The organism is Clostridioides sp. ZZV15-6597 (genome assembly GCF_020657815.1).
Lineage (GTDB): Bacteria > Bacillota > Clostridia > Peptostreptococcales > Peptostreptococcaceae > Clostridioides.
This window is the reverse complement of sequence record NZ_JAGWCT010000092.1, coordinates 1-15,616: the sequence shown is the minus strand read 5'-3', so window position 1 is coordinate 15,616 and position 15,616 is coordinate 1. Positions and strand designations below refer to the sequence as shown.

General features: G+C 27.8%; 15 protein-coding genes. 1 reads left to right on the top strand and 14 read right to left on the bottom strand.

Annotation, left to right across the window (positions count from 1 at the left end):
- The 10 genes from KGF52_RS16470 to queG all read right to left on the bottom strand — a co-directional run.
- The coding region (locus KGF52_RS16470) for a putative sporulation protein YtxC (RefSeq protein ID WP_227840921.1) at window positions 1–768 on the bottom strand (768 nt) is incomplete at its 3' end.
- A gap of 2 nt (window positions 769–770) precedes the next feature.
- Window positions 771–1,532, bottom strand: coding sequence for a DUF6873 family GME fold protein (locus tag KGF52_RS16465; protein WP_227840920.1), 762 nt, complete (start codon window positions 1,530–1,532; stop codon window positions 771–773).
- A 161-nt stretch (window positions 1,533–1,693) separates the two neighbouring features.
- Window positions 1,694–2,302 carry a hypothetical protein gene (locus KGF52_RS16460; protein WP_227840919.1) on the bottom strand — a complete coding sequence of 203 codons (609 nt, stop codon included), beginning with the start codon at window positions 2,300–2,302 and terminating at the stop codon, window positions 1,694–1,696.
- Window positions 2,303–2,369: 67 nt separating this feature from the next.
- Complete coding sequence (locus KGF52_RS16455) at window positions 2,370–3,479, bottom strand: BMP family ABC transporter substrate-binding protein (protein ID WP_227840918.1); 1,110 nt, start codon at window positions 3,477–3,479, stop codon at window positions 2,370–2,372.
- A 40-nt stretch (window positions 3,480–3,519) separates the two neighbouring features.
- The gene (locus KGF52_RS16450; protein WP_227840917.1) at window positions 3,520–4,524 is read right to left on the bottom strand and encodes a BMP family ABC transporter substrate-binding protein; all 1,005 of its coding nucleotides are present in this window, start codon (window positions 4,522–4,524) and stop codon (window positions 3,520–3,522) included.
- Window positions 4,525–4,795: 271 nt separating this feature from the next.
- The gene (locus KGF52_RS16445; protein ID WP_227840916.1) at window positions 4,796–5,644 is read right to left on the bottom strand and encodes a DegV family protein; all 849 of its coding nucleotides are present in this window, start codon (window positions 5,642–5,644) and stop codon (window positions 4,796–4,798) included.
- A 35-nt stretch (window positions 5,645–5,679) separates the two neighbouring features.
- Entirely contained in the window at window positions 5,680–6,150 is a 471-nt protein-coding gene (gene trmL / locus KGF52_RS16440; protein ID WP_227840915.1) for a tRNA (uridine(34)/cytosine(34)/5-carboxymethylaminomethyluridine(34)-2'-O)-methyltransferase TrmL, read from the bottom strand.
- A gap of 193 nt (window positions 6,151–6,343) precedes the next feature.
- A complete protein-coding gene (gene nth / locus KGF52_RS16435) occupies window positions 6,344–7,036 on the bottom strand; it encodes an endonuclease III (protein WP_227840914.1) in 693 nt (230 codons plus the stop codon).
- A 188-nt stretch (window positions 7,037–7,224) separates the two neighbouring features.
- Entirely contained in the window at window positions 7,225–9,462 is a 2,238-nt protein-coding gene (locus KGF52_RS16430) for an ATP-binding protein (RefSeq protein WP_227840913.1), read from the bottom strand.
- A gap of 105 nt (window positions 9,463–9,567) precedes the next feature.
- Window positions 9,568–10,482: a tRNA epoxyqueuosine(34) reductase QueG gene (gene queG, locus KGF52_RS16425; RefSeq protein WP_227840912.1), complete on the bottom strand. Its 915-nt coding sequence runs from the start codon at window positions 10,480–10,482 to the stop codon at window positions 9,568–9,570.
- A 334-nt stretch (window positions 10,483–10,816) separates the two neighbouring features.
- On the opposite strand from queG, the gene KGF52_RS16420 reads away from it, so the two are divergent.
- Window positions 10,817–11,221: a RusA family crossover junction endodeoxyribonuclease gene (locus tag KGF52_RS16420; protein WP_227433607.1), complete on the top strand. Its 405-nt coding sequence runs from the start codon at window positions 10,817–10,819 to the stop codon at window positions 11,219–11,221.
- 178 nt (window positions 11,222–11,399) lie between these two features.
- Here KGF52_RS16420 and KGF52_RS16415 read toward each other — a convergent pair whose 3' ends face one another.
- The 4 genes from KGF52_RS16415 to glsA form a co-directional block, all read right to left on the bottom strand.
- Entirely contained in the window at window positions 11,400–12,395 is a 996-nt protein-coding gene (locus KGF52_RS16415) for an aldo/keto reductase (RefSeq protein WP_227840911.1), read from the bottom strand.
- A gap of 322 nt (window positions 12,396–12,717) precedes the next feature.
- Window positions 12,718–13,554 carry a deoxyribonuclease IV gene (locus tag KGF52_RS16410; RefSeq protein WP_227829969.1) on the bottom strand — a complete coding sequence of 279 codons (837 nt, stop codon included), beginning with the start codon at window positions 13,552–13,554 and terminating at the stop codon, window positions 12,718–12,720.
- 299 nt (window positions 13,555–13,853) lie between these two features.
- Window positions 13,854–14,417 (bottom strand): ArsR/SmtB family transcription factor, encoded by a 564-nt coding sequence (locus KGF52_RS16405; protein WP_227433610.1) that lies wholly within the window; start codon window positions 14,415–14,417, stop codon window positions 13,854–13,856.
- Window positions 14,418–14,514: 97 nt separating this feature from the next.
- Window positions 14,515–15,444 carry a glutaminase A gene (gene glsA, locus KGF52_RS16400; protein WP_227840910.1) on the bottom strand — a complete coding sequence of 310 codons (930 nt, stop codon included), beginning with the start codon at window positions 15,442–15,444 and terminating at the stop codon, window positions 14,515–14,517.
- Between the last annotated feature and the right edge of the window lie 172 nt (window positions 15,445–15,616).

Below are 15,616 nucleotides of genomic sequence, written 5' to 3'. Positions count from 1 at the left end.
ATCTATGATTTCCTTTGAGCAATTGTTATTTAATAAATCTAATATTTCTATCTTCTTAGGACATAGAGTCAATAAGGTACTTATTAAAAAGTCCTCATAATTTAAATTTTCTCTTATGACCATATTTATAATTTCTTCATCATCTATACTATCTATTTTATTTCCATTTTTATCGTATAAAATAAATGTATTATCTTCCATTATATGAACTTTAAGCAAATCTATCTTTTCTTCTTGAGTATCTATAAAATATTTTAAAACTCTTATAAACTCATCTTGGTCTCTTTTTATTAAATACTCTTCAACTGCAATATCACCTATAGCAGAAATATATTTCATAAATTCTCTCATTCTAAATCGAATAAAACCTTCCACATTTATAAAATCATTTTCCTCTATATAGTTCCTAACCCTTGTAAATACTGTTTCTCTCATAAAAATCTCTTTTTTAGCAAATATGTTCAGTGAATATATGTATATATTATTTTTATCTTCAGGATATGTACGCCCATAGTATTTTAGAATGTATTCTTTTAAAAGTTTCTCTTTCATTATACTTATTATCATACTAGTTATTTCTGTAGATATTTCATCAATATTTAGAGCTCTTTGTTCAGTTTTAGTACCATTAAGTATTTTCTTATTTAACACTTCTTGCTTTGCAGAATCAATTACGACTTCTACAATGTCATTTGTATATATTAATCTATCGTTTACGTTATTATTCCTCAAAAATTTCATAGAAGAAATATTATCCTTCTCAACCAAAGTTATCGCTCCTTTCTTGTCATGAGAGGAACTATAGAACCTATATCGAGTAAATTTTCACTACTAAGTGTAACTATCTCCTTGTTTTTACTTTCTATAAAACTTTTTATACGTTCATAGTCAGGATGTTTTTTAACATCTCCACAAAAAGCTAGCTTATCCTTAGAAATTACCCCTGTACATCCACCTATAAATCCATAATTCATCTCAAATAAATTTATATGACCTTTTTCTATTAATAAACACTCTATTTCTGTATTCTTCATGCTTTTCCAAATACCTTTATCTGATGTTATTATAGATGTTCTATCTACTATACAGATTGAGCATTTAGAATAGCCCTGCTCTATATTTATCTTTTTAAGTTTATTATTTTCAATATAATCTAATATTACTCTATCAGTGTACTTAAAATTGTGTATGGCATAATCACCAACTATAGCAATATTGTAAGGTATATCATAAGGATATTTATTTGATAAATTAGCTTCTCCCTTAATTATATTAAATTTATGTTTACTTAATAACTCTTTGTATTGATTATATACATTCGGCGCAACAATTATATCTCCTTTTCCTAAATTACAAATACATATATCTGGGTGATATTTTATACTTTCATATAATTCTTTACATTCTATTGTTTTTATTATCTCTATATTTCTTAATTTTAATTCATTTTCCATTAGATAACTAATTCTTTTGTCCACCAAAGCTAGACATAAATCGTCATCTAGTATAAATGGCTCTCTTGTAAATTCCATTTTTTACTCCTTTTTATTTTTTTTGATAAATTTCTTATTTGAATATAAATAAAGTGTGCAGTAGATTTTTTCTACTTACACACTTATTATTGGACTTTTATGTAATTAATCTAAATTAATTAATTTATTTTTTTATAAATTCTTATAAAAACTCTACTTTATCATCTAATTGATTTTAATTTAGCTATATCATTCCAATTGCTTGCTGTTACTATTTCAATTTTATTTAAGTCTCTTTTTATCTCTTGTGTGTCTCCCTTAACAGCTACAACATGTTTTTCTGTATATTCTAATTCTATCTTTGTGTCTTTTAAATCTTTTTTAATTTCTACTAGATTATTTTCTATCTTATATAATCTAGAGTCTATTCCATTAAATCTAGCATCCATTTTATCTAGTCTTATGTCCACTTCATCAAATCTAGCATCTACTTTATCTAATCTAGCATCTACTTTATCTAATCTTATGTCCACTTCGTCAAATCTAGCATCCATTTTATCCAGTCTTATGTCCACTTCATCAAATCTGGCATCCATTTTATCCAGTCTTATGTCCACTTCATCAAATCTAGCATCTACTTTATCTAATCTTATGTCCACTTCATCAAATCTAGCATCCATTTTATCTAGTCTTATGTCCACTTCATCAAATCTAGCATCCATTTTATCCAATCTTATGCCCACTTCGTCAAATCTAGCATCCATCTTATCTAATCTGTCGTTAATACTGTTTTGCATTTTATCCAGAAATTGCAAAATTTTACCTTCCATATGTATCAACTCCTCTACAGATAATTATAACATTTCACATAAATATTATACATATCTTCAGCAATAATTAGTATGTATCTTTCACCTTATTGTACTCTTTTTTTACATATTCCAAAACATCTGGTGGTATGTTTCTACTGCTATTTGGAGTAAGTCCAATTTCTCCATCTTTTATCTTAAACTCCATGACTTTACTTCCCTTAAAACCATCTTTTACAACATTCTGTATCAATTCATAAACAGGCTGTTCTATATCCTTTACAATTGAACTTATTACATTATCTGGAGCCATCTCATATTGGTCTTTATTAATAGCTATAACTTTACCACCATTTTCTCTAGCTACCTGAATAGCTCTTTTCCCATCATCTTCTGTGGCTGAAAATACAACATCTCTATCAGAATCTCTCATTTCTTTTGCAATAGTTCTAGCTGACTCAGGATTTTCAAATACATTTGCATACTTTACCAATAAATCAGCATTTTTATTTGAAGTTTTAAGCCCTTTTCTAAATCCAGATTCATATTTATCTCTACTAGAGCCTTCAACTCCTCCTATAAATCCTACTTTACCAGTGTCAGTCATTTTTCCTGCAATAAGACCTGCCAGATATCCAGTAGAATTATCTTGAAATGATACAGAAATTACATTAGCTGGTTGAACCTTATAATTATAATCAACTATCGCAAATTGCTGTTTTGGATATTTTGTAGCAGCTTGTTTAATTGGTTCTGCAAATCTAGCTCCAACTGCTATTATCAAGTCTGGTTCATATTTATATAATTTTTCTATGCTATTTGCAAAGTCATTAGAAGTCTTTGGTCTTTCAATCTTCTCTCTAATATCAAAATCCTCATCAGCTGTTTTTAAAGCTGACAGTACATGATTATTATACGATTCATTCCCTAAGCTTTGAGTATCTAACAATACTCCAACAGTTTTTCGTACATAAGAATCATCTTCCAATTCATCTTCATTATTGCTACTTGTACTATTTGACTTATCTTTATCGGACGAAGTTGACACATTTTTAGATTCACTTTGTTTAGACTTATTATTATTTATATTAAAATTATTATTTACTCTATTAAATCCAAAATCAAAATTACAGATAACTAGTATAAAAACTGTAAAGACCACGACAAAACAAAACATCAATATCCTTTTTATTTTCACAAAACTCACTCCCTGATATAGAACATGAAGTCTCTATAGATTATTTATTGTTCTTATTTACATATTCTAACACATCAGGAGGAATATTTTGAGAACTATTTTGAGCAAGTCCAGTACTTCCAGACTTCATTGTATTTTCTATAACTTTACCACCCTTATATTCTCCTTTTACAAAGCTTTGTATTAAGTCATAAGTAGGTTTTTCAAAGTCTTTTACAATAGAACTTATAACATTTTCTGGGGCTAACTCATGCTGATCTTTATTAATTGCTATCACTTTTTTATTCTTTGCTCTAACTGCATTTATTACACTCTTTGAATCATCCTCAGTATTAGAAAAAATAATATCTACTCCGCTATCCATCATTTTTTTAGCGACAGATTCAGCAGATTTACTATCCTTAAAAATATCTACATACTCAACTGAAACATCTTTTATATTGCTATTAGAAAATTTAACACCTTCTTTAAATCCAGATTCAAATTTGTTTCTACTGGATCCCTCTACACCACCTATAAAACCAACCTTATCAGTTTCTGTCATCTTTCCAGCAACCAATCCAGCCAAATATCCAGTCTTATTATCCTCAAAAGAAATTGAAGTTATATTAGATGGTTGTTTGTCATACTCATAATCTACAATGGCAAACTGTTGCTTTGGGTATTTCTTGGCTATCTTTTCTAGAGGCTTTGCAAATCTAGAACCAACAGCTATAATCAAGTCAGTATTATCATTACATAAAATATCTATGCTATTAGAAAAAGTTGATGAATCATCTGATTCCACTTTATTTGTATCTATGTTAAGATTTTTTTGTGCAGTATTTAAAGCTAACAAAGCTGAATTATTCATAACTTCATTGTTTGACCCTTCAATATCTAATATCATAGATACAGATTTTTTTGAATTTTCTTTATCATTTAGCTTATTTTTATTATCTTGATTAGAACCAGAACTATCACTTGAATTACTGCTACATCCAACTAATATTCCAGTACTCATTGCCACAGTTAACATTAATACCAACAATTTTTTTAAACGCATCAAAATTCACTCCTTATATTTTTGTGATATTTTTACATCCTATTTACTAATTTGCTATACCTCATTTGCAAGTATTTCTTTAATTTTTTCAATAAACTTACCATAAAAAAGTGTGTAATAGATTTTTATCTATTTACACACTTCCCTAAAAGCTCAACTTAATATATCAACACTTAATTATATCTAAAACAAATAATATCTAGTGTATCAATGTTTAACATATCTTATCATAATTTAATAAAAAAATAAATAATCCCAATATAAAAAATTGTTATTTATTTTTTATACATATAATTCCAGTTACACCAGGACCAGCATGTGCACCTATACACACACCAATTTGGAAAAATTTAATTTCCTTAGGTCTCAGTTCATCCTCCATAACTCTAGATAATTGTTCTTTTTCCTTAATGTCATCGCTATATCCTATATATACAACTTGGTCTGATAAATCATCCCCACAATTCGATTTTATCAAGTCTATCATCTTAGAAATTACATTCTTCTTACCTCTTACTTGAGATAATTGTGAGACTAACCCACCTTTTATTTCAAGAATAGGTTTTATATTTAATATACTTCCTATTGCCGCCTTAGTAGATGATATTCTTCCTCCCTTTTGTAAATACTCCAATGTATCCACGGAAAATATGACAAAAGCTTTTTCTTTTAATTCATCTAAAACAGGTAATATTTCATTAATAGATTTTCCTTCACTTGCAAGCTCTCCTGCTTTTATTACAAGCAGACCAGTTCCCATACAAAGTAAGTTAGAATCATATGTATATATTTCACCTTCTACATCATTCTTCGCCATTACAGCACTTTGATATGTTCCTGTAGCTGTAGCCGAACCAGCTATATAAAGTATTGCTCTACCTTCACTCGTGTATTTCTCAAAAACTTTCTTAAATTGGGCATAAGTAGCTTGAGAAGTTTTTGGATATGCATTTTCTTCTCTAAGCTTTTTATAAAATTCATCTCCAGATATATCAATCCTATCCTTGTATTCTTTTTCTTCTAATATAACTGTTAATGAAACAATATCTATATCATATTTATCTAACAAATCTTTTGGCACATCCGATAAACTGTCACAGATTATCTTTAGATTTTTCATTAAGTATGCTCCTTTCTAATTTAGGATTATTTAAACTACCTCATATTAGGGTATCCTATTTGTCTTAAAGCCTCATATACTACTATAGCGACTGAATTTGATAAATTTAACGACCTAGCTTTTTCAACATCTAACATAGGTACTCTAATACAAGTATCCATATTTGCTTTCAACAAAGGCTCTGGTAATCCCTCTGTTTCTTTACCAAATACTATAAAACAATTTTCTTCATATTTTACATCTGAATGTGATTGTTTAGCCTTTGTTGTAGAAAAAAAGTATTTACTGTTTGGATATTTTTCTTGTAATTCTTCAAAGCTATCGTAATATTGTATATCAGCTATATCCCAATAGTCAAGACCACATCTTTTCAAGTGCTTATCATCCAATGAAAAACCTAATGGTTTTACTAAGTGCAAAGTTGAACCTGTTGCCGCACAAGTTCTTATTATATTTCCTGTATTTTGAGGTATTTCTGGTTCTACTAATACTATATTTAATGACATTTTTATCCTCCTAAATATCGTTCTTGTTTACTAAACTTTATTTTATAAATAGAATAACAATAATATTATACTATTATATATAATAATTTTAATAATAATTTTTATTTTATTATACATAATAGTTTTCTATCTAACATTTTCATAAGTATTATTATATCAGAAAATCACTCTTGTACAACTTACTTTGGAAAAGTTATTTCATTTCTTTAAGTTCTTGATAATAATTACAATCATCTTTTATTGGACAGTTTTCACACTCTGGATTTCTAGCTTTACACATTCTTCTTCCATGAAAAATCAATACATGATGTGAGTGTGACCATCTTTCTTTTGGTATAGCTTCCATAAGTGCAAATTCTGTCTTTTCAGGGTTTGGCTCGTCCACTATTCCAATTCTATTGCTAACTCTAAATACATGAGTATCTACTGCTATTGCTGGATGATTAAAAGCATTACTAAGAACAACGCCTGCTGTCTTTCTTCCAACTCCAGGAAGTTTTACAAGCTTTTCTAAAGTATCTGGTACCTCACCATTATATAATTCACACAACTGTTCAGATGTATCTTTTATTTTTTGAGCCTTACTTTTATAAAGACCACAACTTTTTATCTCTTTACTAATTTCTTCAATACTTAAATCTGCAAAATCTCTTGCTGTATTGTACTTCTTAAATAACTCTGATGTAACTTTATTTACTCTTACATCAGTACATTGAGCTGATAATATAGTTGCTATTAAAAGTTCAAAGGCTGTCCCATAATTTAGTTCACATGTAGCATCTGGATACAATTTTTCTAATTCATCTAAAATTTTATTTACATCTTTTTGAGTTTCAATTTTATTTACATCTTTCTTACTTATATCTTTCTTATTTACATTTTTCATAATTATCCCCCTTAAAATACCAATTTATAAAACACTATTTATATATAGTTTAATCATATCAACAAAAAATAAACATCAACATACAAAACAAAACTTACTCTACAGATATTTCACAAAAAAAGCAAAAACTTATTAAAGTTCCTGCTTTTTATTATACATATAAATACCCATTAAATTCTATTATAAACTTATTCTTTTGACTCAATTTGTATCTTACTAAAAGATAGTAATTTTTCTTTGACCAATTTTTTTATTTCTTCAAATTTAACATCTGTCAATATCTCTATAGCTTCTTCCACTCTTTCAACTGTATATATTTTAAATTTTCCACCTTTTATAGCATCATTAACTTTATCTGATAAAACAAGATTTCTCTGATTTTTCTTAGGAATTATTACACCCTGTTCATTGTTTAAGCCTTTAGTTTTACATATAGAATAAAATCCTTCTACTTTTTCACTTATTCCACCAACTACTTGTATATCTCCCTTTTGATTTATAGAGCCTGTAACCGCAATATTTTGCTTAATTGGTACACCACTAAGAGATGATAACAATACATATAACTCCGCAGAAGATGCACTATCTCCATCTATACCTCCATAATTTTGCTCAAAACAAATATATGCATTTAGTGACATCAATAAATCTTGTGCAAAGTTTTCAGAAAGATAGCCCCCTAATATAAGCACTCCTTTATTATGTATTGAGCCACTCATATTTACTTCTCTTTCTATATTTACTATACCATTACTTCCTGGACTAGTAGTGGCTGTAATTCTTGAAGCCCTACCAAAAGAATATTCTCCTGTACTTAAAACTGATAGCCCATTTATTACTCCAACTTTTTTTCCTTCTGTTTCTATTAGAGTAAAACCATTTTCAATTGATTCATCCATGTGTGTTTCTACTCTATTAATACGCTTTTTCTTTTCACTTATTGCTTTTTTAATATCATCTCGCTCTGTATAATTGGAACTTCTAAATTCTGCATATGCACTTCCTTCTATTACAACTTCCATTATTTTATTAAACTTAGTTGATAGCTTCTCTAAATCACCAGACAATTTAGTACTAAACTTAACAACTTCGTCAACTGCATCTTTCGTAAAATGTTTTAAGCCATTTTTATTACATTGATATGCTATAAATCTAGCTATTCCATCTTCATTATTTTCATTCTTATCCATTTCGCTATCAAAATCTACAAATATTTTAAAATATTTTCCAAAATCTTCTTCATATCTATATAAAATATCATATATATAATGACTTCCAATCAGTATCACTTTGACATCTAATGGCATATTTTCTGGTTTAATTGCTGTCTGTGTTTCTAAAATTACTTTTTTTGTTTGCAATGTCTTTTTAAGAATTTCCCAAGACATAGTATATTTTAATAACTGGTCTGCATAAAGCACCAAATATCCGCCATTAGCTCTATGAAATGCTCCTGATAATAGTTTTGTAAAATCAGTCTTTATATTTCCATTTGCATAATCATATTCTGCTTTTCCAAATAGGTTTGATGGGCTTGGATTTATCTCCACTATGACAGGTGCTGATTCCTTATTTTTTGAACCTCCATTATCTACAAATAAATTAATTTTATATTTTATAAAGTGTTCTTTATCATACTTATCTTTCAATTCTTCTTCATCTAAATAAAATAAATACATGTATTCTATGATATCTTTTTTTATATTTTCCAGATAAAGTTGAATTTTTTCATAACATTCATATTTTTCACACAACGACTTAATATGAGGTTCTACTACAAGCTTAGCTATCTCTTCTTCAAGCTCTAACACAGCCTTTTCAGCTTTTTCTTCCAAGTTTCTAATTTTATATACAACTTGTATTGCCATGTTTTCGAGTTCTCTTTTAGCCTTATAAAACTCTTCATCTGATATATCACTTTCTTCTTCATCTTCCTTCAAAGGTATGAAAACTATTCCCATTTTACTTTGTTTTAGTTTAAATCCTTTTTCTTCTCCATATTTTTTAATCTGCTTTAGTAACATATCTTTTTCTATTTCATATTCATCCAAAAGTTTATTTTTCTCTATTTCAAAATCTTCACTTTCAAATGCATTTTTAAAATCTTCTAAAAGACTTTCAACTAACTTTTCCATGTCTTTCTTAAGTTCTCTTCCAAACCCTTTTTCTAATTCAACTATCATAGGCTCTCTAGGGTTTTCAAAATTATATATATAGCACCAATCTTTATGTGTACTTTTTTTAGATGCATATTCATTTAAAACCTTTAAGGCATAAGTACTTTTACCTGTTCCAGATTCCCCAGCTAGGTATATGTTGTAGGCTGGATTATTTATCTTTAAACCTAACTCCATAGCTTCTACTGCTCTTTCTTGACCCAATATACTATCTAGTGGACTTATTTCAGATGTATTATTATATTTCAATACTCCCCCACCTCCCCATATTTAACTTTAATGATATAATATGACTTTTACACCATAAGTGTTAAAGTAAATACACATTAAAGTATATGAAATAGACTCTTATTATTAGTCATCATACTTATCTAAAATTATTTCCATATTTCTCTTTATTATATTTTTACCCCTCCAGCTAAAAGCTCTATCTCCATATCTCCTCTTAAATTCTTTATTTGATATATTTTGTATCTCATCATAATCCAAATAATCTATTATATCTTCCTTAAATTCCAAGATGTGAGTTGTTGGTATTTCAATATTATGCGGACATACTTCCTGACAAATATCGCATCCAAATATCTTTTTACTTTTCTTTAAAACATACTTTTCTTCCTCTGACAAATCTCCCTTTTTTTGAGTTATATATGATAAACATTTTTTAGGATTCATATCATAATTTCCCAATATAGCATTTCCCGGACAATATTTTACACATTTTCCACATTTAAAACAGCTTTTTTCTAGTGGTTTATCTTCTTCAAACTTATAATTATTTACTATATATCCAATAAATATATAAGAACCATATTCATCAGTTATAATATTATTATTTATTCCAAAATATCCAATACCTGATAAATAAGCTAAATATCTGTCAACTAATGGTCCATTATCAGCAAATATCTTATATTTAAAACCTTCTACATTTTTGGAAATATAATCACAAATTTGTTGTAAAAAATCTTTTACTACAATATGATAGTCTTTTCCATGACAATATTTTGATAAATTTGAATTTTTATTCTTTTCTTGTCTATTTATATGGTATGGAAAAGCGCACACTATTATGGAGTTAGCATCTTCCATTATATTTCTAGGATTAATTCTATTTTCAATTATAGGTTCTTCCATACCTGTTAAATAGTCTTTTTTCTGTCTATCTTCAAGTATATCTCTTAGATTTTCATACTTATCTACTCCAGCTATTCCTACACACTTTAATCCTATAAGATTACAAAATTCTTTTACTCTGTTATTATCCATAAAATTATTCCTTCTCAACTTAAATTCTAAAATTACAATTATGCTACTTCTGTTTCTTTGTTTAGACATAACAACATTTGTATAGTCTAAATAGTCTAATTTTTTAAATTTACATATTTATATAATTTATTTCCTATATAATTTGACTTTTATGTACTGTTGTCTTAGTATAATTTAATATTTATCTATTTTAAATTTTCAGCTATTTTGCTCTTATAACACTACTTATTTTTCACTATCTATATTTTGTTATTCATAAAAGCACAACAAATAAGAATTTGCTTTTAAATCATCCACAGATTATAATAAATACTGTATAAGGATGGTGAATAAATTGATTAAAATAACAATACCAGGTAGACCCATTAGTAAATCTAATTTTAAACTTCATAATATAAATGGTCAAGCATGGATGCCTTCAAAGGGAAAATATTCTAAGTATTTAGCATATGAGAACATGATTGCAGGTTTTATAAATCAACAGTATCAAGGAGAAACTGTTGAAGAAAATTTAATAACAGTGTTAAAATTATTCTTCCCTAATAAGAGAATGGGCGATTTACATAACTATCCAAAGAGCATTTGTGATGGTATTGAAAAAAGTGGAATAATAAAAAATGATAAGCAGCTTAAGCCAGTACTTTTATTTGATTTTATAGATAAGGATAACCCTAGAGTTGAAATTGAACTTTATCCAATATCTAAATATGATATATCTTATAATATTTTTGAAAAATAAAAATCTGTATATGCTATATAAAACTATATTGATGCAAAAACAATATTTATATAATAATTAATACTTACATAGACATAACACTTAATACTTTCATAAACACAATCTTATCATATTAATTATACTTACATAAAAAAAGAAATCGGCGTAAATTTATTACACCGATTTCAATAAGTAAAATCTACCCTAACTTTTCAACAACACCCTTCAGCATTTCTCTTATTGGAAGTTCATATGGACATCGACTCTCACAAAGCCCACAGTCAATACATTCAGTAGGTTTAACATCCATAACCTCGTATTTTTCCTTAGCCCACTCCTCTAATCCATATCTAGTGTAATATCCTTCACATAAGAAGCTTAAAGGTATATTTATTCCAACAGCACAAGGCATACAATATTCACATCTTCTACAGAATTTTTTACCTAGAGAATTTCTTATTTCTTCAATTGCTTTCTCATCATTCTCATCTAATACAAGATTTTCAAGCACAGCGACATTTTGTCTAACTTGCTCAACATTATCCATTCCTGGTATAACCACATCTATATAGTCCTTAGACAATATATATTTAATAGCCAATGTAGCATTATCTAAAGCTCCACCAGCTAAAGGTTTCATTACTATTATACCAATTCCTTTTTCATGAGCTTTCTTAAATACCTCGTCTGCTTGTCCTTCAACTATATTGTAAGGAAACTGTATAGTATCAAATTTGCCACTTTCTAAAGCTTTTTCTATAGTATTTAAGTTATGACTAGTTATACCAATATGTTTTATCTTACCTTGTTCTTTTGCTTCTAAAAGAGCATTATAAGCTGTTTTACCTTTAAAAAGATTGTCATACTCTTCTTCTTTAACATTGTGGAATTGATATAAATCTATAAAATCAGTTTTAAAGTTATTTAAACTTATTTCCACATCTCTCTTCATTGAATCATAATCTCTAGACATACTTTTAGTAGCTAGAAAAAATTTATCTCTTTTTCCTTCTATAGCAATTCCAATCGCTTCTTCACTTATTGTATATCCCCTCGCGCTATCAATAAAGTTTATGCCTTGTTTTTCTAGCTCATTTATAACTAAATTAGTATCTTCTTGTGTAATTCTTTGTATTGGAATTCCCCCAAAACCGACTCTTTTTATCTTCATACTAGTTTTGCCTAAATTTCTCATAACCTTCCCCACCTAACTTTTAATTAATTTTACACATTATCAATATGTTACTTTTAATTATACAACAAATTATGAGAATTTTTGCAATCTATTTATATACTATTCACAATATATACACATATTATCAAGTTCATTTATATAGTTTATAATATACTCTTTTATATTAAATCAAGATTTCATTTAATATGCTTCATAATATACCAATCTATATTTCACTAACTTCTAATCTAAATTTAATCTACATAGCATCAAAATATTATTTATATCAAATCAAAATACTATCTACATCACATTAAAATACTACCTACATCACATCAAAATATTATTTACTAGATAAAATTTCTTTAATCATCTTAATCTCTCTCTTATGACCTTCATCATCAAAAGGTGTTTCTAAGAAAAATGGCAAATCTTTAATGCTTGGATGTTCCATAAAATCAGTTAAAGCTTTTAGTCCTATCTTACCTTCACCTATTGCAGCATGTCTATCTTTTTTATCTCCAAATGGCATCATACTATCATTTAGATGTATAGTTTTTAATCTATCTATACCTATAACCTTGTCGAATTCCTCTAAAACTCCATCCAAATCATTAACTATATCATAACCAGCTGAAAAAATATGACATGTATCAAGACACACACCTATTCTTTCTTTATGTTCGATATTATCTATTATGCTCTTCAACTGCTCAAAACTAAATCCTATTTCAGTTCCCTTTCCTGACATTGTTTCAAGGAGTATAGTTATATTTTCATCTCCTTTAATAGCATTGTTTAGCCCTTTTACTATTCTATCTATACCAAAGTCTACTCCACCGCCTACATGACTTCCAGGGTGAAAACACATGTATTCTATACCTAGTGAGTCCATTCTTCTTATGTCTTCATCTATTACTCGTGTTGCGAATTCATAAACATCATCCTTCACTCCACCTAGATTCATAGTATATGGAGCATGTGCAAGTAATGGTGCAAAATTGTTTGCTTTTCTAATCTCTTGAAATTTAGCTATATCTTTTTCATCAAATTCTTTAGCATTTCCTCCTCTTGGGTTTCTACTAAAAAATTGAAATGTATTTGCACCAATATACACAGCTGTTTCAGCTGCCTTTGCAAATCCTTTTGCTATTGAAATATGTGTTCCTAATTTAATCATATTAATCTCCTTTTATTTGTATATAATTTTAATTTTTGAACTTTTAATAATTAAGTATTAATTTTAGTATAACTATAATTAATTTCGTATAGATTAATTATAAATTTTAATATTTATAGTTTAATTATACCCATTTTGATAAATTTCAAAGAGCATATTTATTCACTCTAATAGCATAAAAAAATAGAGACTAAAAATCATTATTTTACTCATGCTCAAAAGTATTTTTTGATTATTAAGTAAATTCTGATGTTCAATCTCTAATCTTATGTTTTATAATTAATACATAATTAATGATTCTAATTAGGACATTCTTCTTCAACTGTAGGAACTACAACCATAGCTATATCATACTTAGAACCTTCAACGCTGTCTTGTCTTTTATTTAAAATTTCATCTATCTTTGATTTCATAGTGTCATTAAGTTCAACTAATTCATCATGAGTAAGAGAAATATCATGATAATCAACTATATTTTCATTTTCTAAAACATCTTCCTCTGCTGCTTTATAAAAAACTTCACTCATATTTTCAAATCTTGATATGTACAATTCTTCTTTTTCTTCCCCATTGTCTAAAGAAAAATTAAGTATCCTGTTCCCTATAACCACATTTTTTGCACTTGGATAATAATATTTTTCCACAATCCCCGACTTTATTTTTTCCTCAACTAATTCTAAAATACCAACTTTGTATAACATTTTTATGTGGTAGTTTATTTTTGCATGAGGTTCTTCCAATAATTGAGATAATTGTTTTGCTGACAATGGCGATTTGTCAAATGCTTTTAGAATATCTATTCTACGTGGATGTGCAATAGCCTTTATGCACTCCAAATCTCGTAATACCAATACCTCTTTCATTGACCCCTCCTAAAAAATTTATTTAATTCATATTTCTTTACAATTTAATTATATATTAAATTATATGTTGTTGTCAAAAAAATCCTTTCTTAAAATTTTAAAAAATATTTAATCTGAGTTTATTTGACAACTCCTCTAAAACTTTAACTCCTGCGACACTGTTACCTTTTTTGTCAAGTGCAGGTCCATAAACACCAATACCCATACGTCCTGGCACAGAAGCCATTATACCACCCCCAACTCCAGATTTTGCAGGAATTCCAACTTTAATAGCAAATTCCCCAGAAGCATCATACATTCCACAAGTCATCATAAAGGTTTTGACAATTCTAGATACCATTTCACTCATTAAATGCTCTCCATTTTCTATATCTACTCCATAATTAGCAAGATTTATACCAATTCTCGCTAAATCTATAGAATCCACTTCAATTGAGCATTGTTTAAAGTAAAGGTCTAAAACATCTTCTACATTACCTCTGATAAATCCATCACTTTTTAACAGATAAGCCATAGCTCTATTTCTATCTCCAGTCATTTTTTCAGACTTATAGACATCATAATTTATTCCTATATTATCATTTTTTGCCAACTTTCTAAAAAAACTAAGCATTCTTTCTTCTTTTTCTTCCAAACAGCTCCCATTTATAAGAGAAGTGGTAACTATTGCTCCTGCATTTATCATTGGGTTACAAGGCTTTTTAGTATCATTAATCTCAAGTTTCATTATAGAATTAAATGGGTCTCCACTTGGCTCCATTCCAACATTTGAAAAAACGTCTTCCCAGTCATTGTCCATAAGTGCCATTGCAAGCACAATTGGTTTTGAAATGCTTTGTATAGTAAATTTCGTGCTACAATTTCCAGCACTATAAAGGTTATTTTCACTATCTATAATACAAATTCCTAAATCATTTCTACGAGCATTTTTTAATTCTGGTATGTAACTAGCAACTTGTCCATAATTTGTATATTTTTTATTAGAACTTATAATTTCTTTTAATAATGTCTCATCTAACGTATTCATATGCACCTCATCATCTTATGTTATATACTCTATTTTAGCACAAGTTTATACTATAATAAAACAGTGTTAAAAAAAATTATACTTTAAAACTATTTTTTACAAACTTAACTTTATTTTTCAAACATATTACAAAAAATATCATAATATTATAAAAGGAGTATTAAAGTTAAAC